We start from the raw sequence: 23,687 nt of genomic DNA, 5'->3' as shown, positions 1-23,687 counted from the left end.
CCGGCCGACCGGTCGGGAGACTGACGGGGCTTTTTCGAGGAGGACCATGTCGCTGTTCGCGGACATCCGTAGACGGTTCGACCTGCGTCCGGCCAAGTCCCTGAACCTGGCGGGGTCGCCCGCCCGGATCGCGCCGGAAGCGTCGTCATCAGATCAACCGCGCGGCCGGAGGGAGCCGCACGGCACAGCTGGCATCGACCACAGCGCCTATCTCGCGATCGCCGAGGCGCTCACCGACGGTGCCGATGTCGTGCCTGCATCGGACGAGACCGGACGCCGCCTGGCGGCCGACGGCATCTCGCTGGTGGAGGCACTTGATGGGCTGAGTGCGCTGTACCGCTCGATCGCCGGGGGCGAGCCGGCTTTCGCCGCGGTACGCGCACTCAGTTCCAGCTGGGCCGAGGCGTCCCTGGTCTACCTGCACTCGCTGTCCTGCGAGGACCCGCTGACCGGGCTGTCCAGCCTGGCGCACCTGCGGTCCCGGCTCGGCGAGCTCTACCGAGAGGCGGAACTCCGTGGAACTTCCGTACGGCAAACCCACGCACTGGTGGTTGTCGAGCCGCTCCATCCCCCGGGTACGTCGCCGTTCGACCGCGAGCTCACCCTCGTCGACGTCGCGGAGTGCCTGCGGATCGTCTTCTGCGGCGGTGACGTACTGGGCCGCGTCGGCGCACGCCGCGCGGCGGCGCTCGTCGGCCGCGACCCGAACCTGCCGGAGCAGGTCGCGACGGTACGAGCCCTGATCACGCAGTGGCGGCTGGACACCGACGTACCCCAGCTGGCCCGGACCTGGATCGAGGGACTGCCCGGTAGCGACGAGATGGCCGGGAGGTTGCTCGACGAGCTGGCCAGAACCTGAGGCTTGCGTCCGGACGCCTACAGGGGGGCGGCCGGGCGCATCAGTACGGCGGCGGATCGCCTGACACGGGGTGGGCGATCCGCCGCCTCATGCCTTCTTTGCGGTCAGCAACTGTTCGACCAGTTCGCCGTACTCGATCCCGGCACCCCGCGCGGCGACCGGGACCAGGCTGCCCGGGGTGAGCCCGGGCAGCGCGTTGACCTCCAGGCAGTACGGCGTACCCGCGGCATCGCAGCGGAAATCGACCCGGGAGTACGCCGGACCGAACCCGAGGGCTCGATGCGCTCCGATCGCGAGCTCCTGCAACCGCTCGGCGAAGTGTGCGGGGATGTCGGCGGGGGAGACCTCCTGCACCGCGCCCGGCTGGTACTTCGCCTCGTAGTCGAACACGGCTGTTGTCAGCTCGATCTCTACCACCGGCAGCGCCGTTGCACCGATCACCGCGACGGTGAACTCCCGGCCGCTCAGGAACGGCTCGACGAGCAGCTCGCCCTCGGTCGGCAGCGCGTCCAGCGAGTCGACCTTGCGGACGGCCACGCTCGACCCGTCGGCAACTGGCTTCACCACCACCGGTCCGCTCGCCAGCAGCTGCTTCACCCCGATCGGCGGCTCAGGTTGCTCGGCCGGGTTGTAGAGCACCCGAGGCGGCACCGGGATCCCGGCCGCTTCGAGCACGGCCTGGCAACGGCCCTTGTGCCAGGCAACGGCGCAGACGTCATGGCCCGCACCGGTGAACGGGATGCCCGCCAGCTCGAGCAACGCCTGGACGTGCCCGTCCTCTCCCCAGCCGCCGTGCAACGCGATGAAGACCCGATCGGCACTCCGTAGCTGCTCCAGTCCACCAGTGAGGGCGTCGTACATCCGACGTCGCAGGAGAGCGCGGTCCCCCGGTGCCGGAGGCTCCTTCGGCACCGGTACGACGGCATCGCCGGCCGGCACGGGATCAGCCAGGATCGGCTGCTCGGCGGCCGGATCGATCAGCACCACGTCGTGACCGCGAGCGACGAGCGCCTGCGCCACCGCCCAACCGGACGAGCGCGAGACGTCCCGCTCCGAACTCTCGCCACCGCACAGCACCGCGACTCGCACGTTGTCCTCCTCCTACTGCTGGTAGCTGTCCGCGGGAAGGTGTACGCCGCCCGCCCTGCGGTTTGACGCAGCAGACGCCGAGAAGTTCGGCCTAGGCTGTCGGTATGTGCGGTAGGTATGCGTCCAGTCGGGCTCCGTCGGACCTCGTCGCGGAGTTCGAGATCGAGGCGGGCAACGTGCGTGAGTCGGTCGAGGAGCTCGGCGAGAACTACAACGTCGCGCCGACCAATCAGGTCGTCGCGGTGGTCGAGCGGAAGAACCGCGACCAGCCCGACGAGACGATCCGCAAGCTGACCACGGTCAAGTGGGGCCTGGTGCCGTCGTGGGCCAAGGACACGTCGATCGGCTCGCGGCTCATCAACGCCCGGATGGAGACCGTCGCGGAGAAGCCGGCCTTCAAGAAGGCGTTCGCCACCCGCCGCTGCATCCTGCCCGCCGACGGGTACTACGAGTGGTACACCGCCGAGGAGAAGGTGAACGGCAAGCCGGTCAAGCAGCCGTACTTCATCCACCCGCCGGACGGCAGCATCCTGTCGATGGCGGGGCTGTACGAGATCTGGCGGGACAAGTCGGTCGAGGACCCGGACAAGGACGAGGCCTGGCTCTGGACCTGCACCGTGCTGACCACGTCGGCCACCGACGACCTCGGCCGCATCCACGACCGGATGCCGCTCCTGGTCGAGCGCGAGCGGTACGACGCCTGGCTGGATCCGCTGTCCTCGAACACCGACGACCTGCTCGAGCTCCTGGTCCCTGCCGCACCGGGCCGCCTCGAGGCGTACGCCGTGTCGAAAGCGGTCAGCTCCGTGAAGAACAACGGCCCGCACCTCCTCGATCCGCTGCCGCCCGACGGCGAGGACCCGCAGGACAGCCCGACCACTCTCTTCTGAGTTTCGTGCCCGCTCTTCACCGGTCGTGATGACAGGATGGGGCGGGTGACCGACGAACGGATTGTGGGGACGCCGCACGGAGAGGCCCGGATCGTGGCACACCGCGCCCGCCGCCCGGTGGCGACGCTGGCCCTGGGGCACGGCGCCGGGGCCGGGATCGAGTCCGGTGACCTGGCCGCACTGGCCGCTCGACTGCCCAAGCAGGACATCAACGTGTTCCTGATCGAGCAGCCCTGGCGGCGCGCCGGCCGCAAGCTGGCACCCGCGCCGAAGGTGCTCGACGAGGCGTGGATCGCGATCATCGGGCAGCTCCGGGTCCGTACGCCGCTGGTCATCGGCGGCCGGAGTGCCGGTGCGCGGGTGGCCTGCCGCACCGCGAGCAGCTTGGGAGCTTCCGGCGTACTCGCACTGGCTTTCCCGCTGCACGCGCCCGGGAAACCGGAGAAGTCGCGGGTCGGCGAGCTCCAGTCGGCCGGCCTGCCGACGCTGGTGGTCCAGGGGGAGAGGGATCCGTTCGGTACGCCGGAGGAGTTCCCGCCGCTCACCGAGATGGCCGTGGTGCCGGACGCCGACCATTCCTTCAAGGTGCCGAAGCGGGCGGAGCTGGACCAGCAGGAGACCTACGACCTGCTGGTCGAAGCCGTGTTCGAATGGGTGAGCCGCGAGGTGTCCGGATAACGGGACGCGGGGCGGGGCCGGGCGAGGGAATGCCCCCGCGGCCGGGCGTGTTGTGACGAACATGATGGCGACGAGAGAGGCTCCGGCGCGGACTACTGGGAAGACCCCGGTATTCTCGATCACGATGCCGACTCCCACCACGACCGAGACTCCCGAGCAGCGCACCGCGCGGTTCGAGCGCGAAGCGCTGCCCTTCCTGGACCAGATGTACGCCGCGGCGATGCGGATGACCCGTAATCCGTCGGACGCCGAGGACCTGGTGCAGGACACCTTTGCCAAGGCGTACAGCTCGTTCCACCAGTTCACGCCGGGCACCAACCTGAAGGCGTGGCTGTACCGGATCCTGACCAATACGTTCATCAACGGATACCGGAAGCGGCAGCGTCAGCCGACGCAGTCGCCGACCGAGGAGATCGAGGACTGGCAGCTCACCGCCGCCGAGTCGCACACTCCCGGTGGGCTGAAGTCAGCCGAGGCGGTCGCGCTCGAGCACCTGCCCGACTCCGACATCAAGTCGGCTCTTCAGTCCATCCCGGAGGACTTCCGGCTGGCCGTGTACCTGGCCGATGTCGAGGGCTTTGCCTACAAGGAAATCGCCGAGATCATGGGCACACCGGTCGGCACCGTGATGTCACGGCTGCACCGCGGCCGGCGCCAGCTGCGTGAGCTGCTCGGCGACTATGCCCGGGACCGCGGCCTGATCCCGGCCGACGACAGCACGGACGCGGCCGCGTCGAGCACCGGCGAAGCTGCGGAGAAGGAGGAGTCGTGAGCTGCGGCGAGCACCACGACGTCGACTGCGGAGAGATCCTGCAGCGGGTTTACGTCTTCATCGACAACGAACTCGAGGACGCCAGTTCCGACGAGATCCGCCAGCACCTCGAAGAGTGCGCCCCCTGCCTCGACGAGTACGACCTGGAACGCTGCGTCAAGAAACTGGTCCACCGCTCCTGCGGCTCCGACCACGCCCCCGACGCCCTCCGCCAGAAAATCCTCCTCCGCCTCACCCAAATCCAAATCGAAACCTCCATCACCACGACGGATTGATTCAGCGCCGGTCAGAGCGAGTACCTGGCGAACTGGTAGGTGTCGATTTCGCCGCGGTGGAGTTTTTCGAGGAGATCCCGGGCAGCCGCGATGTAAACCTCGGGTGCATTCCGGAGCAGCGTCATTGCGGCGTTCAACTGCTCGGCGGCGGCCTCCCGGTCGCCCCGTGCCGCATTGATTCGCGCGAGTTCCATGCACAACCGTCCCTCTCGCAGGACGTCGCGAGCGGCTCGCGACACGACGAGACCGGACCGGACGTGGGCGGTTGCGGAGGTGAAGTCGCCCTGCGCGGCGTAGATGACCGCCAGGAGATGGTGGCTCTCGCCCAGGAAGGTCGCGTCACCGGCCCGTTGAACGGTGTCCAGAGCCCGCAGCGCCATCCGTACGGCATCCTCGTTGCGTCCTACCTGGACATGTGCGAGGGCTGCGTTCAGGCACCGCTTGAAGACGGCCCGCGTGTCCTTGGCCTGCTCCGCCAGGCCGATGCCCTCGGCAAATGCCTCGTCGGCCCGGTCGAAGTCGCCGGTGCGATCGTAGAGTGCGCCGACCGCCGTCAGTGCGACGCCTTCCAGGGTGGCGTCCTGGATCGTGCGGCTCAGGGAGAGCGCCAGCCGGCCGTACGCCAAGGCGTCGTCGAGCTGTCCCTCCAGGCCGAGCAAATAGGCCAGGGACGAGCAGCAGCGTGCCTGGCCGAAGGGATCGTGGATCCCGGAGAACATCCGCAGTGCGATCCGGATGCTGTCGATGGCAGAACCGGTGGCGCCGGTCTCCGCGTCCGGGATGGCGCTGTCGTGCTGCAGCCAGGCGGCGGTCGCGGGGCGCTCGTTCCGTAGTGCGACGGCGACCGCGCCGGAGCCCAGCTCGCGCATCTCCTGCCAGCGAACTCGTGACTCGTGATAGCTGAAGAACGCAAGTGGCAGCTCGGCGAACAGCGGGTGGTTTGCCAGGCCGGTCTGCCGAGCCTGCCGAACGCGGTCCATCAGATTTCGCTGCTCCGCATCCAGCCAGTGCACGACATCGTCTCGGCCGCTGAAGGCCGGGAGGAGTCCGCTGACCCCGACAGTTGCCAGCGGCAAACGCGGACTGGTGGGATGCGTGAAGGCATGGCAGATCCAAGCGGCCTCCGTGTACAGCTCGAGAACGCGGGCCAGTGCCTCGTCACGCTCAGCCGTGGACAGAGTGCGGTCGGCGACCTCCCGGCCGTACGCGCGGATGAGGTCGTGGAACCGGAAGCGAGCCGGGGCGACGGACTCCAGCAGGTTGAGGTCCACGAGCCGCTCGACGATCGCGTCCGCGCGTCGGAGCGGAATCTTCAGGAGGGCGGCGGAAACGGCCGTCGTGATGTCGGAGCCGTCCGGGACCGACAGCAGCGGCAGCGCGTCGGCGGCCTGCCGATCGAGGCCGCGCTCGCTGGTTTCCAGGAAGTGCACCGAGCTGGCGATGCTGGCACGCACTCCGGTCTCGTCGGAGCCCAGGCTGTCAAGGCGGCGCTCCTCGTCCTGCAGCAGGTCGACGAAGTGCTGGATCGGCCAGCTCGGCCGGGTGGCGAGTCGCCCGCCGACGAGCCGGATCGCCAGCGGCAGCCGACCGGAGTAGGAAGCCAGAACCTGGGTGGCCTCCGGCTCCGCGGCGACCCGGTTCGGCCCGATGACACCGGCCAGCAGGTCGACGGACTCCGACTCCGACAGTGCGTCGAGGAGGATCTGACGAGCGCCTGGCAGGCCGGCCAGCGAGCCGCGGCTGGTGATGATCGCCCCGGATCCCGCATGACCTGGCAGCAGGGGCAGGACCTGAGCGACGTCTGCGGCGTTGTCGAGGAGCATGAGCACGCGCCGGCCGGCGAGCCGGGATCGCAACAGGGCCGCTGCCTCCTCGACGTCCTCGGGGATCGAGGCGATGTCGGAGCCGAGCGAGCGCAGGAGGTGACGCTGTGCGTCGGCGGGGGTCATCGGCTCGCCCGGGCCGTACCCGCGCAGGTTCAGGTAGAGGTGGCCGTCGGGGTAGCTCTCGGTCAGCTTGTGCGCGGCATGGACGGCCAGGGTCGTCTTGCCGATCCCGCCCATGCCGGTGACGGTGACCAGGCCGACGACCGCGGCGCCGTCCCCGGTCGAATCCCGAAGTACAGAAAGGATTGCTTCGACCTGGGCGGCGCGGCCGGTGAAGTCCGGAGCGGCCGGCGGTAGCTGCCACGGGGTCGGGAGCTGATCGGCAGCGGGCTCCTTCGGCGGCGTCCGTGGTGTGCCGAGCTTGCCGCGGGCAACGGAGAGGAACTGGTCGGCCTCGGTGGACGTGAGGGCGAGCGCTGCGGTGAGCGAGCGGACGGTGTCGATGCGTGGGCGGCTGCGAGTGCCGCGCTCGAGCACGCTGATGGCCTGCTCGCTGAGGCCGGCCTTCTCGGCGAGAGCCGCCTGGGTGAGGCCGGCGCGGATGCGGAAGGTGCGGAGAAGCTCGCTCAGCGTTGGCAACGCCGACCCGCTCATTGCCCCACTCTCCTCGGATCCAGGCCCGATATCGGTCAGTGCCGAAAACTGCCGGGCCCAACTCTAGGGGGATTCGCCGATGGCCGTCGGCCGTTGTCCACAGCCTCGCCGGTGGCGACGCCGAATGACCAACGATCGTTTGAAAGATAGCATTCAGTATGCGCTCGGGAACTCTCCGAATACGAGACCTCTGGAAAACTGGTCTGCTGTAAATCTGTGACCAAATCGCAAAGACCCCGGATTTCCCCGGGGTCCTCGCTGTCCGTAGTCGCCCTGAGTCAGGCGTTCGGGCGCTTGCCGTGGTTTGCGCCCTTCTTCTTGCGTGCGCGGCGCTTCCGGCCGGTCTTTCCCATTTCAAAGCCTCCTTGTAACAACTGCAAAGAGTCACAGTTTCTCATACGGCGGCATCTGCCGCGAAGCCGGCCGCGGGTTACGGTCTGGCTTACAGTGTTTCGGCGCAGCGGGGATGAGCAAAATTGAGATGCGTCAGCGACGCGCTGTCTGGCCCCCCTGGACTCGCGGAAAACCGCGGGCCCAAGACTTCGCCGCTGATCGGAGGTGACTTAAGATGTTTGACGACTGGGACTGGTGACCGACCGCAAAGGCACTACATGACGCCGGCCTTACACCGCACTGGGCTCCACCTGTTGGTCGCGGTCGTTGCTGCTTCGGCCTTGGTCGTGTTCGTCATGTCCGCTCTCGCCTTGTCGAACTACCTCACGATGGTGGCTCTGTGCCTGCTGGTTCTGTTCGGCAGTGCGCTGCGCTCTCCCCACGGCCCGACTCAGGGCGCCTCGCTCGGCTCGATCGTGCTGATGGCCGTGTACGTCATTGCCGGACCCGCGACCGCCGTTGTGGTTGCGGGTGTCGGGTCGCTCGTCCAAGGCAAACAGGTTCCACCGATCAAACGTGTCTTCAACAGTGGTCAACGCGTTCTCACGGCGGCCGGGGGCGCCGTCGCCTTCGTCGCCGTCCACGGACCGGTCGGCGCTTCCGCCTTGACCGAGGAACCGCGAGCCATTCTCGCGGTGACCTTGACGGGTATCGCCCACCGGTGTGTGAACGCGCTCCTGACGGCGGCCGTGCTGTGGCTCGAGCGTGGCCGCAAGGTGGTCGGCGCGTTCTTCCGCGAGGTCGTACTGGCGACCGCCCTACCGATGCTGGGATACGGCTATCTGGGCCTGGTCATGGCGTTCATGTGGCTGGGCGGCCTCGGGCTGGTCGCAGGCCTGATCACCCTCGTTCCACTGGTCGTCGCCCGTTGGGCGCTCTCGCAGGATGCCGCCGAGCGCGCGGCCCAGGCCGCGACGATGCGCGCGTTCATCCAGGTGATCGAGACGAAGGACCTCTACACCCGCGGTCACTCCGAGCGGGTGAGTGAGGGCGTCGGCATGCTCGGCCGCCACCTGCAGTTGCCGGTCGATCGCCAGCAGGCGCTGGAGCACGCCGGTCTGCTGCACGACGTCGGCAAGGTCGGCGTACCGACCAGCATCATTCGCAAGCCTGGTCGCCTGGACGACTCCGAGATGGACGCGATCCGGCTGCACCCGGCGCGCGGGGTCGAGTTGATCGGCAACATCCCGTTCCTGGAGGAAGTGAAGTCCGCGGTCCTCCATCACCACGAGAAGTACGACGGAACCGGGTACCCGGCCGGACTGAGCGGCACCAACATTCCGTACTTCGCCCGGATGATCGGGATCGTCGACGCGTTCGACTCCCTGACCTCGACCCGGTCGTACCGGCCCGCGCGCAGCGTCGAGGAAACGGTGGCGATCCTGCTCCAGGATCGCTACACGCATTTCGATCCAGAGCTTGTGGATGCGTTCGTCGCGGTCATCAGGCGCGACGGCTGGCAACCGGCGGCTGCCGAGCAGCCGGCCCCGAACGCGGAGCTCGAGTCGCCGATCGACCATGACGATCTGAGCCTCGGCAGTGGTGGCGGCGCCACCGGAACGGCGGCCGGACCGGCATGAGCGTGACCGGCGAGGCCGAGCGCCTCGAATTCCCCAGGTCCGGCAGCGGTGTCGTGATCGTGCTCGCGGGTGTCGTGCTGGGGGTGGCGGGTCTGGCCATGACTACCCACCGCGGGGTCACGGGCTGGCCTTTCGCGCTCACTTTCGGGGTCCTGATCGCGGTCGGCGAGATGGTCCAGTTCCGGGTCGACCGGACCCGCAACCGGGCACCGATCGCCACCAGTGCTGCCTTGGGTTACTGCCTGCTGCGGGGCCCGGAGGTCACGGTGCCGCCGGAGGTCGCGCAGATCGTCGCGGTCGTCGCGGTGGCCACAGCGATCGGTCTCCTGCCGCGGATCGTCGCAGGCCTGTGGTGGGACGCGGTTGTCTCGTGCCGGCGCCTGCTGTCGGTCGGTGCGGCCGCGGTGGTGTTCGCGGCGATCGCGCCGACCGACATGTCCTGGAACGGTTCGGTGGCGCACGCATTGCCGCTGGGCGGTGCGATGCTGCTCGCGGTCTTGTCCGCCGCCGGGCTCGATGCCGTCGTCGGAGCCGGTCAGATGACCGAGCGGTACAGCAAGCCGTTCCCCGCTGCGTTGCGCGACGAACTGGGAGTGACGGCCCGGATCGGGATGGCGATGGCGATCAGCGGCATCCTGCTCGCGGCCGGGACCTCGATCGCCGGGCTCTGGGCACCGCCGCTCGTCATCGTGCCGCTGTTGTTGACGCAGTTCGCGTTCCGGCGGTACTCGTCGGCGCAGCGCACCTACCGGAGTACGGTGCGGTCGATGGCTCGGAGTACGGAGATTGCCGGGTTCAGTAGTCCGGGGCAGAATGCGCGGACGGCGGCGCTGGCGGTGGCTATCGGCAACGATCTGGGGTTGAGGCCGGCGCGGATGGAGGCGTTGGAGTACGCCGCTCTGCTGTCGGGTGTCGGGCAGTTGGCGCTGGCGGATCCCAGTCCTGGCGGGGCTTCGCTGCTCCGGACGCGGGAGGAGCGGCAGCGGGCGGCGGAGATCGGGGCGGCGGTGATCGAGCGGTCCGGCGTACTGGACCACGTCGCGGAGATCGTCCGGCACTCCAACGATCCGTACCGGCACGGGCGGGCGAACAACTCGGCCATCCCGGTGGAGAGCGGGATCGTGAACGTTGCCCTGGCCTACGAACAGCTCGTCGGCGAGGGGTCGGGACAGTCGCCGGCCAAGGCGATGGAGTCGATCGGGCTGGGGATCGGCGCGGAGTACGACCCGGTCGTGGTGGAGTCACTCCGCCGGATCGTCGGCCGCGGCTTCAGGTTCTGAGAGTTCCTTACTCGCCTTCGGGGACAGGTGGAGCAGGGCCGGCGTACCGGCGCACGGTTCCAGTGCGTCCCACACCGGAGCAGTCGTGGCCGGGACGTGCCCCGAGCCGCCCATCAAGGCGTACAGCAGCAGACCGGCGCCGGCGGCAATCAGTACGTCGCCTGGGCTGATCGCCTGTCCCAGACGGGGAAGCGCCACCGGTACGACGTCGCCGAGCCAGGGCAGACGCGTCCCAGCACCGGAGATCTCGTGCCGTGGATCGGTCACCGCGGCGCCGCTCACCCCGGCCCGCGCCAACGCGTTCTGCGACACCGGCATGGCGCCGTTCAGCGCGACGACGACGGCGTTGCAGAAGAATCCCAGCGCCAGCAGGCCGACGCCCGGGTGCCGCAGGTTCATCCGCAGGAAGATCGCGATGCAGACCGCCGACCCGATCAGTCCGACGGGGTACGCCGTACCTCCGAAGAGGGAGCCGAGGAGTTGCCCGATGGCCGCCGCGGCCAGCCAGTGCACGCCGGTCAACGTGGTGCCGGCCAACCGGCCGAACCCTCCGCCGGTCGCGACCGCCGCCCCGGCAGCGAGCACCATGACGAGGAGGACCAGCAGCACGTGTGCGATTCTGCCCCAAGCACCGACCCGGAACCGGGCAAGCTGACCCCGCAGCGTGTCGATTTAACCGCAAAACGTAACGGCGGCCCGGAACCTCCGGGCCGCCGTCGCAACACCTCAGGACTTGGCGGTTGCCGCTCCGCCGTCGTCGATGATCTCCGGCAGGTCCTTCACGCCCGGGTCGCCGCGATCCGCGACGAAGTCGGTCGGATGCGTGCTGTCCTTGCCGTCCGGCACCTTCAGGGCCCGGAACACGAACGTCAGCGCGATCACGACGACCAGGTTCAGCACGAACGCGGTCAGCGCGATGTAGGCCGGCATACTGGTGCCCGGGATGTTCGCGAGCGAACCACCGAAGTGCTTCTTGGTCGCCGGGTTCACCACGTTGTACGCCGAGATGGTGCCGAACAGCATCGCCACCGCCCAGCCGGCCAGCAGCGCGTACCGGTGGAACCAGCGGGTGTACAGACCGACCACGATCGCCGGGAACGTCTGCAGGATCCAGATCCCGCCGAGCAGTTGCAGGTTCAGCGCGACCGTCTTGTCCATCGCGAGCACGAACACCAGCGCGCCGACCTTCACCAGCAGCGAGGCGAGCTTGGAGACCTTCGCCTCCTGTGCCGGTGTCGCGGACGGCTTGAGGAAGTCGCGGTAGATGTTGCGGGTGAACAGGTTGGCCGCCGCGATCGACATGATGGCCGCCGGCACCAGTGCGCCGACCGCGATCGCCGCGAACGCGATCCCCGCGAACCAGGACGGGAACTCCTGGTCGAACAGCCGCGGGATCGCCAGCTGCGGGTTCGCCAGGCCGTCCAGGCCCTTCACGTTGACGTTCGCCTTGATCGCCATGAAGCCGAGCAGGGCGAGCAGCCCCAGCAGCAGCGAGTACGCCGGGAGCAGCGTCGCGTTCCGCCGTACGACGTTGCGCGTCTTGGTCGACAGCACCGCCGTGACCGAGTGCGGGTACATGAACAGCGCCATCGCGGATCCCAGCGCCAGCGTCCAGTACGACACGTAGCCGGCCTCGCCCGGGATGAACGCCCCGGTCGGCTTGCCGGTTGCCGGGTTCGGCTTGGCCAGCTTCTCCTGCGCCGCACCGAAGATCGAGTCCCAGCCGCCGAGCACGTGCGGCAGGTAGAAGATCGCGACCAGGATCACCAGGTAGATCAGGATGTCCTTGACGAACGCGATCATCGCCGGCGCGCGCAGCCCGGAGGAGTACGTGTACGCCGCCAGCACCGCGAACGCGATCAGCAACGGCAGGTCCTTGGCGAGCGTGTTGTTGCCGCCCAGACCCATCGTCTCGAACACCGCCTGCATACCCACGAGCTGCAGCGCGATGTACGGCATCGTGGCCAGGATGCCCGTCACGGCCACCGCGAGCGACAGCGCCTTGCTGCCGTAGCGACCGCCGACGAAGTCAGCCGGCGTCACGTACCCGTGCCGGTGCGAGACCGACCACAGCCGGGCCATGAAGATGAACACGATCGGGTAGGCAACGATCGTGTACGGCACCGCGAAGAAGCCGCTGATCGCACCGGTCGCGTACATGGCCGCGGGGACGGCGATGAACGTGTACGCCGTGTACAGGTCGCCGCCCAGCAGGAACCAGGTGATGAACGTGCCGAACCCGCGACCGCCCAGACCCCACTCGTCGAGGTTGTCCAGGCGGCCGGTGCTCCGCCAGCGGGACGCCATGAAGCCCATCACCGTGACGCCGGCGAAGATCGCGATGACGATGATCAGCTGCACCCAGTCGACCGTGGTGTTCACTGGTCTCCCTCCTTCGCCGTACCGGCGTCCGGTGCGTCAGGGTCACCAAGTCCCTGAGCCGCCCGCCGCCTGCGCTCCTCGGTGCGGAGCAGCCGGTAACTGATGCTGACCAGGATCGCCGAGAGGAAGACCCACATCAGCTGGTACCAGTAGAAGAACGGGAAACCCCACAGGTGCGGGTTCACCTTGGCGAACGTCGGCACCAGCAGCGGTACGACGATGGCCACCATCAGAAGGACACCGGAGATCCAGTACGCGGGTTTGACCGCGGACAATCGGGACACTGCAAACCTCCTCGGGACACAGGCGCAACGCAGCACGCTACCGTCCGACCGGAGCGGCCACTAGACCAACAGGTTGGTGCATGGATAACGAAAAGGCATGGTTCGTACGGCGCGTCGTGCTGTCCGTGCTGTTCCTGGTCGTCGTTGCCGTGCCGCTCTATCCGGAGTTGTTCGGTCTGGACGAGGTGACACCGTTCGCACAGCTGGTCGCGTTCCGTCCACAGGCCCTGGTCGTCGTCCTGGCACTGGCCCTGCTGATGCTGGTACGCCGGGGTTGGCGGATCGCCGCCGCGCTGATCGCCGTACTGGCGCTGATCGGTGCCGCGGCGACCGCGCCCCGGCAGTTCTCCGACGCGCGTCCGGCGCCGGCCGGGGCCCGGGTGCTGACGATCATGGTCGCCAACGTGCTGGGCGGCGGCGCCCACGCCGCGGACGTGGCGCAGGTGATCCGGGACCGCAGACCCGACCTGGTTTCGTTGCCGGAGGCACAAGTCGACGTCCGCGAGGAGATCCGGGCGCAGCTGCAGGACCAGCAGTACAAGGGATTCACGGCGCAGCCGAGCCGGGCAGTCGAGAGCGCCACGAGCGTGCTGGTTTCCTCGTCACTCGGCAACGTCGCGTTCGCGTCCGAGGCCGGCACGAGCTTCGGCAACATCGTGGTGACGGGCGGGAACCTCGGTGCCGTCCGGCTGGTCGCGTACCACGGCTTCCCGCCGTTGCCGGACTCGGTCACCACCTGGAAGACCGACCTGCAGGCGGTACGCCGGTGGTGCGCGCAGGACCAGCCGACAGTCGTCGCGGGTGACTTCAACGCGACCCTCGACCATGCGGACTTCCGGCAGGCGCTGGGCGGTTACTGCCGCAGCGTGGGCCCGACCGTGGGCGGTGGGCTGCGCGGCACCTGGCCCGCGGATCAGCCCGCGGTGCTGCGGACGCAGATCGACCACGTGGTGGTGTCGCGGCAGTTCGAGCCCGGCCGGTTCACGACGTACCCGATCGCGGGGACCGATCATCGGGCCGTTGTCGCTACCGCCGCCGTGCTGCCCTAGGAGGAGTTCGTCGCCGGCCGGTAGATGTACGGCTGTGAGGACTGGACCGCTTCGGTCAGCATCAGCAGCAGGTCGGCACGCGCCTCGATCGGACGGCCGAAGAGGTCGTCGTCACCCGGGATCGGAAAGCCCTTCACACCGATCGCGAGCTGACTGAGCAGGACGTGCAGGACGCCGCGGGCGTTGAACACGTTCGGGGTCGGCCATTCCGGCAGGGTCTCGTGCATCAACGGCTGCTCGGCCGCGGTCGCCGCGATCGGTTTCAGCCAGCGCTCGAGCTCGTCGCTGGTCAGCATGTTCCGGTGCAGGATCGTCATCACCGCATGGGCAACGCGATCGTGCTCCTCGTGCACCCAGCGGTACGGCGTGTCCTTGACGATCCGGTCCGCGAGGACGTCGAGCAGTGCCCGCAGGACGCCGGCGTCGCAGTGCCGGGACCTGGCCAGCGCGCCGATCGCGTCGGCGCCGTGGGCAACGGCATGCGCCCAGCCGCAGTCCGCGACGTACCCGCGCAGGTCGCGCTCACGCAGCAGCCAGGTCGCGAGGCGGTCGCCCCAGCGCATCACCACCTCGTCGTGCACCAGGAACTCGGCGTTGTCGCGGTGGATCACCTCCGCGAGCGTCAGCGCCGTGAACGAGCGCCGGAAGACCGTGTCGGTGCCGTCCTCACCGAGGCCGTAGTTCAGCCCGGCGCAGAGCCCGTCCCCGAACCCCGGGAGCAGGTCGTCGTACACCCCGCGCTCCAGCCAGGTGGCGAGCGTCGGGTAGGCCAGGGCGTCACGGACCTGCGGGTTGGTGCTCGCCAGGCCGCGCACGAGCTCCTCGGTGAGTTCGGTCAGCGTACGGTCGTGCGGTACCGCGTAGTCCGCGGCCATCACGTCCTGCCAGTACGTCGACTCCACCCGAGCATCCTTTCATCTGTGCCTGATCAATCAACACCTACCCACACCCTCTTGTCGAGCGGACCACCCGAGGCGCTGGTATAAGCACCGGTAGCCTCCTCCTCCACCCCTTTCTTTCTTTCCTTCCCTTGACCGTCGGTAGCATCGGGGCGTGCCGTCTTTGAGCGATGTGGCGCGGAACCACACCACGCTGGACCAGGCCGACCTGGACCGCCTGCAACTGCTCGTCTCGGACTGGCAGATGCTGGCCGACCTGTCGTTCGCCGACCTGGTGCTCTGGTTGCCGGACACCGAAGGGCTGGGGTTCTGGGCCGGGGCGCAGATGCGGCCGACGACCGGACCTACGGCGTACCTGGACGACATCGTAGGCAGCTTCATCCCGCGCGGCCGCCGGCATCTGCTCGACCAGGCGTACGACGGCGGCCGGATCTGCCGCGAGGGCGACCCGGAGTGGCGCGACGACGTACCCGTCCGGGTCGAGACGATCCCGGTACGCCGGGGCTCCCGGGTGATCGCGGTGATCGCGCGCAACACCAACCTGCTCGGTGTCCGGACGCCGTCCCGCCTCGAGATCGCGTACCTGCAGAGCGCGACGGACCTGGCCCGGATGATCACCGACGGCATCTTCCCGTACGGCGGGGAACGGCTGCTGTCCACGACGCCAAGGGTCGGTGACGGCTGCATCCGCGTCGATCGGCACGGGATGGTGACGTTCGCGAGCCCGAACGCGTTGTCGGCGTACCGCCGGATGGGCCTCGTCACGGACCTGGTCGGTTCGCGGCTGAAGGACGTGACCGCGGACCTGCTGCAGTCCGGGCACAAGGTCGACGACGTACTGGCGTCGGTGGTCACCGGGCGCGCGGCCAAGGAGATCGAGATCGAGAACTCCGACGCCACGCTGTTCCTGCGGGCGATCCCGCTGCGGGCCGACGGACAGCACGTGGGGGCGCTGATCCTGCTCCGGGACGTGACGGAGCTGCGCAGCCGGGAACGGGAGCTGGTCACCAAAGAGGCGACCATCCGGGAGATTCATCATCGCGTCAAGAACAACTTGCAGACGGTCGCCGCGTTACTCCGGATGCAGGCCCGAAGGATCACTGTTCCCGAAGGGCAGGCCGCGCTGGCCGAGGCGGTACGGCGGGTCGGGTCGATCGCGATCGTCCACGAGACGCTGTCGGAGTCGTTCGACGAGCACGTGGACTTCGACGACGTGGCCGACCGGGTGGCCGCGATGGTCGCGGACGTGTCGACGGTGGCGACCGCGGTGGAGACGCGGCGGAGCGGATCGTTCGGCGTACTGGACTCGGAGATCGCGACCCCGCTGGCGATGGTGCTGACCGAACTCATGCAGAACTCGGTGGAGCACGCGTTCGGCGCCCGCGACGGGGGAGCGGCGAGCGGGACGATCGAACTCACCGCCGAACGCTCGGTCGGCCGGCTGCACGTCGACGTGATCGACGACGGCTCCGGCCTGCCGGCGAACTTCGACTCCGAACTGTCCGGCAATCTGGGTCTGTCCATCGTCCGCACCCTCGTCATCGGGGAACTGGACGGCACCCTGGTCTTCGGCAACCGCCACGACGGCCACCCCGGCGCCCAGGTAACCCTGGACATCCCGGTCAAGGACTGACTCAGCTGACGCGATCGGTCACTGCGGAGAGCGATCGATTGATTGTCAGCGACTTGCTACACAGTGTGTCCACGCGTCGCCACCTACCCCTACGATGACCCCAAGACTCCCCGACCAAGAAGGCTTTGCCGATGGCGACCTCAGACGCTCCGGATGCCGTTCCGAGCTTCGACACTTCCCAACCGACCATCGCTCGCGTCTATGACGCTCTGCTCGGCGGCAAGGACAACTTTGCTGCCGACCGCGAAGGGGCGGCGCTGTACCTGCAGTACGTGCCGGATGCCGGCCGATGCGCGATCGAGAACCGTGAGGCCCTGGTGAAGGGCGTTCAGTATCTTGCCCGCTCCGCGGGGATCGACCAGTTCCTCGACATCGGGAGCGGTCTGCCGACGCAGAAGAACACCCACGAGGCGGCACAGGAGATCAATCCGACCGCCAGGGTGGTCTATGTCGACGTCGACCCGATCGTGCTCGCGCACGGCCAGGCCCTGCTGGCCACCAACGACAGCACCATCGTGGTCACCGCCGACCTTCGCGAGCCGCAGACGATCCTCGACAACGAGGAGATCAGGCAGCACCTGGACTTCAGCCGTCCGATCGCGTTGATGGTCGTGGGCATCCACATGCACTTCCACGACGACGAGAAGCCGGACGAGTGGGTCCGCACCCTGATGGACGCGCTCGCCCCCGGAAGCTACCTGTTCATCACCGACTTCGTCGACACCGGTGAGCCGCTGCAGAAGAACATGGAGCGCGCCGGTCTGGAGAGCCTCGGCAACGGCTGGATCCGGACGCCGGAGCGGATCGAGCAGCACTTCCTCGGAATGCCGCTGGTACCTCCGGGCCTGGATTTCCTCGCCCGCTGGTTCCCGGAGGAACCCGACGCCGACGTTCCGGACGCGGCGGAGCTGCAGCCGTGGCAGCGGATCCTGATGGCTGGGATTGCCAAGAAGGAGTGACCTGCCGCGCCGTGCGCGCGCGCCGACGCAGCGTCGCGCGCGCACGCACGGCGTTCTGAGATTCTGCAAGCGGGCCTGGGAGGTGGGCGTGACCGCGTTGGGCGCGCAGAGCGGGCCGACCGCGCTTCGGATCATCCTCGGAGCGCATCTCCGCCGGATGCGGGAGGCAGCAGGTTTCAGCCGGTCGGACGCAGGCTGGGAGATCCGCTCCTCGGAGTCCAAGGTCAGCCGGATGGAGCTCGGCCGCGTCGGCTTCAAGGAACGTGACGTCGACGACCTCCTCGCGTTCTACGGCCTCGACGACGCCGAGGAACGGCAGCGATTGCTCGCGCTGGCCCGCGAGGCGAACAACCCCGGCTGGTGGCACCGGTACGGCGACGTCCTGCCGAGCTGGTTCCACTCGTACCTGGATCTCGAGGCCGCTGCCGCCTTGATCCGTACCTACGAGCTGCAGTTCGTCCCGGGGCTGCTCCAGACGGAGGAGTACATTCGCGCCACCGTCCAGCTCGGGCGTGGCGTGATTCCCGCCGAGGAGGTCGACCGGCGGGTCGCGCTACGAGTCCGGCGGCAGACCGTCCTGACCACCTCGAGCCCGGTGCGACTCTGGGCCGTGGTCGACGAGTCGGCGCTGCGGCGGCCGATCGGTGGCGAGAAGGCGCTGGCGGTGCAGATCGAGCACCTGATCGACATGACCGAGCTGCCCAATGTCACGCTTCAGGTGATGCCGTTCACGATCAGCAGTCACTCCGGGTCCGCCGGCGCGTTCACCATCCTCCGTTTCGCGGAGCAGGATCTGCCGGACGTCGTGTACGTCGAGCACCTCACCAGCGCGCTTTACCTGGACAAGGCCGAGGACCTCGATCAGTACACGGAGACAATGGAAGCCCTCTGCATCGCGGCGCCACGGCCGAACAAGACCCGTGATCTGCTCTCCGGCGTCCTCAAAACCATGGGCGCCGCCTCGCGCTCCTTCGCCGTCCCGTGACGGCTCGGGAAACACAAAGGCCCCGCGGGTTTCCGCGGGGCCTCGAAGGAGGACTTGCTCAGGCGGTGCGGATGCGCTGGCGAGCGTTGCGGCGCTTGAGAGCGCGACGTTCGTCCTCGCTCAGACCACCCCAGACACCGTGGTCCTGGCCGGCTTCGAGAGCCCACGCCAGGCACTGCTCACGCACGTCGCAGCGTCGGCACACCTGCTTGGCCTCTTCGATCTGCATGATCGCCGGCCCGGTGTTACCGATGGGGAAGAACAGTTCCGGGTCCTCGTCGAGGCATACGGCCCGGTGGCGCCAATCCATGGCGGATCCCATCTCTCTCAGTAGTTGACGTATGCTGCCGGTTAGGTCTGTACCCGAACAGCGGTGCTGTACTCGTCGGTTCGTGTAGCACGGGGGTTTGGTGCCGCGTCTGTTGTGAACGCATTCACGAACGAGACCATGTTCCCAATCTTGGGGGATCGAAACAAGGGTTATGCAGTTGTCGATCCGATCACAACGCTTCCTTAACACTTCGAACTGGAGCGCGGCGGTTCTCTCCATCCGGTTATCGGACGAAGCAGCCCTTCCGCAAGCACCCGTTCACTGCAAGTAACCGTTGCAACCTTCTTTTGGTTACGCACAACCTCAAATCCCTGTAGGGCTGCGGTTGGCGAACCTCTCGAGGACCGTGTACCGAACCGGGCACTAAGCTGGCGAAGTGCCGACCGACTCCCCAGTTGCCGCCGTCCCGAGACCGCTCAAAGTAGCCGCGGCAGTGGTCGCTGTGGAAGGGCTTGTGCTCATCGTTCTCGGAATTGCCGAAGCCTTGACGATTCACAGCTCCCGCCTGGTGCTCGGGCTGACCACGACCGCCTTCTTCATCCTGTACGGCGCCGGTCTCGGTTTCGTCGCCGTACGGGGTCTGTGGAAGGCCAGACGCTGGAGCCGCGGGCCGACAGTGTTCACGCAGCTGATCCAGCTCCTGATCGCGTACAGCGTCTGGAACGGCGGCGCCCGGACCATCGCCGTCGTCCTCGCGGTGCTCGCCGTCGTGATCCTGGTCTGCGTGTTCCAGAAGGCCTCCACCGAGGCCCTGATCGGTGGTGGCTCCAACGACCACCCGGTGCTCTAGCTGCCCTACTCCTTGAGCAGGCCGGCCCGGAGCTCGGTCAGTGTCCGCGCGAGCAGCCGGGAGACGTGCATCTGCGAGATCCCGATCTCCTCGGCGATCTGGGACTGCGTCATGCCGCGGAAGAACCGCAGCGTCAGGATCCGCTTCTCCCGGGTGTCGAGCTGTGCCAGCAGCGGTTTCAGCGACTCCCGGTACTCCACACTCTCCAGCGCCTCGTCCTCGCCTCCGAGGCCGTCCAGGACCGTGGTCGCATCCGTCTCGTTCTGATCGGGAGCGTCCAGGGACAAGGTGTTGTAAGCGTTCGCGGACTCCAGACCCTCGATCACCAGGTCCGGTGAGAGGCCGAGGCGCTCGGACAGTTCGGCCACCGTCGGCGCGCGGCCGAGCTCCTGCGTCAGCTCCGCGGTCGCCGCGGTCAGCGACAACCGCAGCTCCTGCAGCCGCCGCGGCACCCGGATCGCCCAGCCCTTGTCCCGGAAGTACCGCTTGATCTCGCCGAGGATCGTCGGGGTCGCGTACGTCGAGAACTCGACGCCACGATCCGAGTCGAACCGGTCGATCGCCTTGATCAACCCGATCGTGGCGACCTGCACGAGGTCGTCGTACGGCTCGCCCCGGTTGCGGAACCGGCGCGCCAGGTGCTCCACCAGCGGCATGTGCAGCGCGACCAGGCCCTCGCGTGCCCCGGCGTACCCCGGATCTGTCGGACCTGCCGCCATCTGCCGGAAGAACGCGGCCGTCCGGGTCCGCAGATCCGGGGACTCCTGAGTTTCCAGGCCGCTTTCGTCACTCACGCCTTCTCCGTGGCGGTCGCGGTGGCCGTCACAGTGATCGTCAGCCGGCCGTCGACGGTTTCGGCGGCGGCCGACTCCACCAGCGCGGTCAGCACCGTCCAGCCGAACGAGGTGGTGTCGGGCCGCCAGCCGTTGGGTACGACGGCGCTCGTCCGCACCGTCAACTGCGGCGGAGCGATCTCGAAGACGCACTCCAGCACGCCGTCGGCCGACTGCGGCAGCAACAGCGCGCACGCCTCGTCGACCGCGATCCGCAGGTCGTCGATCGCGTCCAGTGTGAAGTCGTTGCGAGCAGCCAGGTTGCCGACCACAGACCGCGGTACGGCGATGTACGCGCCGTCCGCCGGGATGCTCAGACGGACCTCCGCGGGTCGTCCCATGCTGCTCACGCTGCCTCCCTCGTGTCAGGCGGGCGATCGACCCACCACGCCGTACATCTTCCCCGCTGTGGCGCTCTGATGCACGGCGGGCGGGCCGGACCTGTGGACAAAGGGCCTCAGGGGTGTTCGTGCTCCGAGCGGAGGCGGGAGAGGAATGCCTGGGTACGGGAGTGTTGCGGGTTGCTGATCACGTCCTTCGGCGGGCCTGCCTCGACCACGACGCCGGCGTCCATGAACACGACCGTGTCCGCGACCTCGCGCGCGAACGACATCTCGTGGGTCACCACGATCATCGTCATGCCGTCCAGGGCGAGCTCGCGCATCACCGCGAGCACCTCACCGACCAGCTCGGGGTCGAGCGCCGAGGTCGGCTCGTCGAACAGCATCAGCTTCGGCTGCATCGCCAGCGCCCGCGCGATCGCGATGCGTTGCTGCTGACCGCCGGACAACTGCGCCGGATAGGCGTTGCAGCGATCCGCGAGTCCCACCCGGTCGAGCAGTTTCATCGCCCGCTCCCGGGCGCTCTTCCGCGACTCGCCCCGGACCTGCGTGGGCGCCTCGATGATGTTCTGCAGCGCGGTCATGTGCGGGAACAGGTTGAACCGCTGGAACACCATCCCGATCTCACGCCGCTGCGCCGCGATCTCCTTGTTCTTCAGCCGGTACAGCTTCCCGTCGCGGTCGGCGTACCCCATCAACTCGCCGTCGACCCAGATCCGGCCGCCGTCGATCGTCTCGAGCTGGTTGACGCACCGCAGGAAGGTCGTCTTGCCGGAGCCGGACGGACCGAGCAGGCAGACCACCTGGCCGCGGTCCACGTCGAGGTCGATGCCCTTCAGCACCTCGTTGTGGTGGAAGGACTTGGTCACATTCACCGCGTGGACCAGCGGTTGTGCCAGCGACTGGGCAGGCTCGGCGGCTGCTGCTGCGGTCATCACGCACCTCCCGCGCCGGCCGGACGAGCGGCTCGCGGCGCCTGTGTTCCGAAGCCCCGGCCGAAGTGCCGCTCGAGGAAGTACTGCCCGACCATCAGGACACTCGTCGCGGCCAGGTAGTACAGGGTCGCCGCGACCGCGATCGGGAACGTCTTGTAGTACGTGCTGCCGATCGACTGCAACTGGTAGAACAGCTCGCCGAGGACCGGTACCGCGAGCAGCAGCGAGGTGTCCTTCAGCATCGCGATCGTCTCGTTGCCGGTCGGCGGGACGATGACCCGCATCGCCTGCGGCAGGACGACCCGGCGCATCACCTTGCCGCTGCTCATACCGAGCGCCTGCGCGGCCTCGGCCTGGCCCTTGTCGACACTGAGGATGCCGGCCCGGGCGATCTCGGCCATGTACGCCGCCTCGGACAGGCCGAGCCCGATCACACCGGCGACCAGGCCGGTGAAGATCTGGTTCGCGTCCAGGGTGAAGAACCGCCAGTCGCCGGACAGCCCCAGCCAGTCGATGATCTTCCAGTCGAACGGCACCCCGAACGAGATGCCCTGCTGGAACAGGATGCCCAGCGTGCCCATCGTGAACAGCAGGATGTAGCGCGGGATGCTCCGGAAGAACCAGGTGAACAACCAGGCGACGCCGGACAGGATCGGGTTGTCGGACAGCCGCATCACCGCGAGGATCACGCCGCCGGCCACACCGACCACCATCGACAGCACGGTGACCAGCAAGGTGCCCTTGAGGAAGCCGTTGATCACCGGCTTCTGGTTCATCGCCTGGAAGACGAAGTCCCAGTCGAACGCCTTGTTGGTCACCAGCAGGTGCACCAGCATCGCGGCCAGTACGGCGATGATCGCGATCGCGACCCACCGGCCCGGATGCCGGACCGGCACGGCCTTGATCGGGCCCGGCCGATCGGCGTCCGATGCGGCCGGGCGGGTTGCGGTATCGGTAGTCATGTCAGCTCACGGATTGACGGCGAAGTTGGTGATCGCACCCGAGTCGTTGTTCCACTTGGCCAGCGTGGACTTGTACGTGCCTTCGCTGTCCAGCGACTTCAGCGCCTCGACGATCGCCTGCGCGAACGCGGTCTGCGCCTTCGGGACCACATAGCCGTACGGCGCCGCGTCGTAGATCTCACCGAGCTGCTCGAGCTGGCCGCTGGTCTGCTTGATCGCGTACAGCACGACCGGGGAGTCGGCCAGCATCGCGTCGGCCTTGCCGCCGGCCAGGTCCGCGGTCGCCTGGTCCTGCTTCTCGCGGACCACGAGCTTGATCTCCGGCTTACCGGCCGCCTTGCACTTGGCCTGCCGCTTCGGCATGTCGTCCTCGAGTTGCGTCGTACCCTTCTGCACCGCGATGGTCTTACCGCACGCGTCGTCGGGGTTGACGCCCTTCGGGTTGCCCTTGGCGGTGGCCCACAGCGTGCCGGCGCTGAAGTAGCTGACCATGTTGACCTGCGCCTTGCGCTTGTCGTTGATCGTGAACGACGAGATGCCCATGTCGTACTTGCCGCCCTGGACGCCGGTGATGATGGTGTCGAAGCCGGCCGGCTGCCAGTCCACGGTGACGCCGAACTTCTGGGCCACCGCGTTGAACAGGTCGACGTCCATGCCGACGACGGTCTTGCCGCCCTGCAGGAACTCGTTCGGCGGGTAGCTGGCGTCCACGCCGACGACGATCTTGCCGGCGGACTTGATCTTCGGCGGCAAGGATCCGCTCAGGTCGGGTCCGCTGCTCGACGGCGCACTGGAGGGAGCGCTGGAGGGGGCGCTCGAGGGTGAGGTGGACGAGCCACCTCCGAGAGAGTTCGAACCGCAGCCGGCGGCCGCCAGAACCAGAACGCCGGACAGCGCCAGCGTCCTCCGCACGACAGACATCTGATCCTCCAAAACCGGGCACCGGTCGGCCCGGTGCCATGTGTCCGCATCTTGACACAGCGACCTGCGGACAGCGCACGGACCAAC

At 68.1% G+C, this 23,687-nt stretch carries 25 protein-coding genes; 12 read left to right on the top strand and 13 right to left on the bottom strand.

Features of this window, described 5'->3' with window-relative positions; all coding sequences use genetic code 11:
- Positions 1-46 precede the first annotated feature (46 nt).
- On the top strand, positions 47-859 hold the full coding sequence (locus EV137_RS24800) for a hypothetical protein (protein ID WP_134131004.1): 813 nt from the start codon (positions 47-49) through the stop codon (positions 857-859).
- Positions 860-946: 87 nt separating this feature from the next.
- On the opposite strand, the gene EV137_RS24795 is transcribed toward EV137_RS24800, so the two are convergent.
- Positions 947-1,948: a D-alanine--D-alanine ligase family protein gene (locus tag EV137_RS24795; protein WP_134131003.1), complete on the bottom strand. Its 1,002-nt coding sequence runs from the start codon at positions 1,946-1,948 to the stop codon at positions 947-949.
- 104 nt (positions 1,949-2,052) lie between these two features.
- Between EV137_RS24795 and EV137_RS24790 the strand changes: the two genes are divergently transcribed.
- From EV137_RS24790 to rsrA, 4 genes are all read left to right on the top strand, one after another.
- Positions 2,053-2,838: an SOS response-associated peptidase gene (locus EV137_RS24790; protein WP_134007269.1), complete on the top strand. Its 786-nt coding sequence runs from the start codon at positions 2,053-2,055 to the stop codon at positions 2,836-2,838.
- 36 nt (positions 2,839-2,874) lie between these two features.
- On the top strand, positions 2,875-3,516 hold the full coding sequence (locus EV137_RS24785; protein WP_133785457.1) for an alpha/beta hydrolase family protein: 642 nt from the start codon (positions 2,875-2,877) through the stop codon (positions 3,514-3,516).
- A 124-nt stretch (positions 3,517-3,640) separates the two neighbouring features.
- Positions 3,641-4,288 (top strand): sigma-70 family RNA polymerase sigma factor, encoded by a 648-nt coding sequence (locus EV137_RS24780; RefSeq protein ID WP_133785456.1) that lies wholly within the window; start codon positions 3,641-3,643, stop codon positions 4,286-4,288.
- Positions 4,285-4,563, top strand: a complete 279-nt coding sequence (rsrA, locus tag EV137_RS24775; RefSeq protein ID WP_134007271.1) for a mycothiol system anti-sigma-R factor — start codon at positions 4,285-4,287, stop codon at positions 4,561-4,563. Before EV137_RS24780 ends, rsrA begins: the two co-directional genes overlap by 4 nt.
- An 11-nt stretch (positions 4,564-4,574) precedes the next feature.
- Here rsrA and EV137_RS24770 read toward each other — a convergent pair whose 3' ends face one another.
- Positions 4,575-7,043 (bottom strand): helix-turn-helix domain-containing protein, encoded by a 2,469-nt coding sequence (locus tag EV137_RS24770; RefSeq protein WP_134131002.1) that lies wholly within the window; start codon positions 7,041-7,043, stop codon positions 4,575-4,577.
- Positions 7,044-7,321: 278 nt separating this feature from the next.
- Entirely contained in the window at positions 7,322-7,396 is a 75-nt protein-coding gene (locus tag EV137_RS42055) for a 50S ribosomal protein bL37 (RefSeq protein WP_369759046.1), read from the bottom strand.
- A 336-nt stretch (positions 7,397-7,732) separates the two neighbouring features.
- Between EV137_RS42055 and EV137_RS24765 the strand changes: the two genes are divergently transcribed.
- Together EV137_RS24765 and EV137_RS24760 are read left to right on the top strand one after the other, a co-directional pair.
- Positions 7,733-9,016, top strand: a complete 1,284-nt coding sequence (locus tag EV137_RS24765; protein WP_238175539.1) for an HD-GYP domain-containing protein — start codon at positions 7,733-7,735, stop codon at positions 9,014-9,016.
- A complete protein-coding gene (locus EV137_RS24760; protein ID WP_134007278.1) occupies positions 9,013-10,296 on the top strand; it encodes an HD-GYP domain-containing protein in 1,284 nt (427 codons plus the stop codon). The genes EV137_RS24765 and EV137_RS24760 overlap by 4 nt, the downstream gene beginning before the upstream one ends.
- Here EV137_RS24760 and EV137_RS24755 read toward each other — a convergent pair.
- The 3 genes from EV137_RS24755 to EV137_RS24745 form a co-directional block, all read right to left on the bottom strand.
- Positions 10,258-10,905: a DUF5317 domain-containing protein gene (locus tag EV137_RS24755; protein WP_238175538.1), complete on the bottom strand. Its 648-nt coding sequence runs from the start codon at positions 10,903-10,905 to the stop codon at positions 10,258-10,260. The two genes, EV137_RS24760 and EV137_RS24755, sit on opposite strands and share 39 nt — an antisense overlap.
- A gap of 117 nt (positions 10,906-11,022) precedes the next feature.
- Positions 11,023-12,678, bottom strand: a complete 1,656-nt coding sequence (gene mctP, locus EV137_RS24750; protein ID WP_238175537.1) for a monocarboxylate uptake permease MctP — start codon at positions 12,676-12,678, stop codon at positions 11,023-11,025.
- Complete coding sequence (locus EV137_RS24745; protein ID WP_134131001.1) at positions 12,675-12,962, bottom strand: DUF3311 domain-containing protein; 288 nt, start codon at positions 12,960-12,962, stop codon at positions 12,675-12,677. Before EV137_RS24745 ends, mctP begins: the two co-directional genes overlap by 4 nt.
- Positions 12,963-13,042: 80 nt before the next feature.
- Between EV137_RS24745 and EV137_RS24740 the strand changes: the two genes are divergently transcribed.
- On the top strand, positions 13,043-14,011 hold the full coding sequence (locus EV137_RS24740; protein ID WP_134007280.1) for an endonuclease/exonuclease/phosphatase family protein: 969 nt from the start codon (positions 13,043-13,045) through the stop codon (positions 14,009-14,011).
- Here EV137_RS24740 and EV137_RS24735 read toward each other — a convergent pair.
- Positions 14,008-14,913: a DUF2785 domain-containing protein gene (locus tag EV137_RS24735; protein WP_134007281.1), complete on the bottom strand. Its 906-nt coding sequence runs from the start codon at positions 14,911-14,913 to the stop codon at positions 14,008-14,010. The genes EV137_RS24740 and EV137_RS24735 overlap by 4 nt on opposite strands.
- Positions 14,914-15,064: 151 nt before the next feature.
- Between EV137_RS24735 and EV137_RS24730 the strand changes: the two genes are divergently transcribed.
- The 3 genes from EV137_RS24730 to EV137_RS24720 all read left to right on the top strand — a co-directional run bounded on the left by EV137_RS24730 (position 15,065) and on the right by EV137_RS24720 (position 18,487).
- A complete protein-coding gene (locus EV137_RS24730; protein ID WP_202871138.1) occupies positions 15,065-16,543 on the top strand; it encodes a sensor histidine kinase in 1,479 nt (492 codons plus the stop codon).
- 131 nt (positions 16,544-16,674) lie between these two features.
- Entirely contained in the window at positions 16,675-17,502 is an 828-nt protein-coding gene (locus EV137_RS24725) for an SAM-dependent methyltransferase (protein ID WP_134131000.1), read from the top strand.
- Positions 17,503-17,590: 88 nt separating this feature from the next.
- Positions 17,591-18,487, top strand: coding sequence for a Sco1979 family transcriptional regulator (locus tag EV137_RS24720; protein ID WP_134130999.1), 897 nt, complete (start codon positions 17,591-17,593; stop codon positions 18,485-18,487).
- Between the two features lie 58 nt (positions 18,488-18,545).
- Here the strand turns inward: EV137_RS24720 and EV137_RS24715 are convergent, their stop codons facing one another.
- The gene (locus tag EV137_RS24715; RefSeq protein WP_130383822.1) at positions 18,546-18,797 is read right to left on the bottom strand and encodes a WhiB family transcriptional regulator; all 252 of its coding nucleotides are present in this window, start codon (positions 18,795-18,797) and stop codon (positions 18,546-18,548) included.
- Positions 18,798-19,272: 475 nt separating this feature from the next.
- Here EV137_RS24715 and EV137_RS24710 point away from each other — a divergent pair, with 475 nt between their 5' ends.
- Positions 19,273-19,608: a DUF1266 domain-containing protein gene (locus EV137_RS24710; RefSeq protein ID WP_134007287.1), complete on the top strand. Its 336-nt coding sequence runs from the start codon at positions 19,273-19,275 to the stop codon at positions 19,606-19,608.
- Positions 19,609-19,613: 5 nt separating this feature from the next.
- On the opposite strand, the gene EV137_RS24705 is transcribed toward EV137_RS24710, so the two are convergent.
- The 5 genes from EV137_RS24705 to EV137_RS24685 form a co-directional block, all read right to left on the bottom strand.
- Positions 19,614-20,402, bottom strand: coding sequence for an RNA polymerase sigma factor SigF (locus EV137_RS24705; protein ID WP_134130998.1), 789 nt, complete (start codon positions 20,400-20,402; stop codon positions 19,614-19,616).
- Entirely contained in the window at positions 20,399-20,782 is a 384-nt protein-coding gene (locus tag EV137_RS24700; RefSeq protein ID WP_238175536.1) for an ATP-binding protein, read from the bottom strand. The genes EV137_RS24705 and EV137_RS24700 overlap by 4 nt, the downstream gene beginning before the upstream one ends.
- 116 nt (positions 20,783-20,898) lie before the next feature.
- Positions 20,899-21,669, bottom strand: a complete 771-nt coding sequence (locus EV137_RS24695) for an amino acid ABC transporter ATP-binding protein (protein WP_445991797.1) — start codon at positions 21,667-21,669, stop codon at positions 20,899-20,901.
- A gap of 47 nt (positions 21,670-21,716) precedes the next feature.
- Positions 21,717-22,679: an amino acid ABC transporter permease gene (locus tag EV137_RS24690; protein ID WP_134007293.1), complete on the bottom strand. Its 963-nt coding sequence runs from the start codon at positions 22,677-22,679 to the stop codon at positions 21,717-21,719.
- A gap of 6 nt (positions 22,680-22,685) precedes the next feature.
- Positions 22,686-23,600, bottom strand: coding sequence for an ABC transporter substrate-binding protein (locus tag EV137_RS24685; protein WP_134130995.1), 915 nt, complete (start codon positions 23,598-23,600; stop codon positions 22,686-22,688).
- Positions 23,601-23,687: the final 87 nt, after the last annotated feature.

It is taken from the genome of Kribbella pratensis (assembly GCF_004366075.1).
Lineage (GTDB): Bacteria > Actinomycetota > Actinomycetes > Propionibacteriales > Kribbellaceae > Kribbella > Kribbella pratensis.
This window is presented reverse-complemented; position numbering and strand designations above follow the sequence as displayed.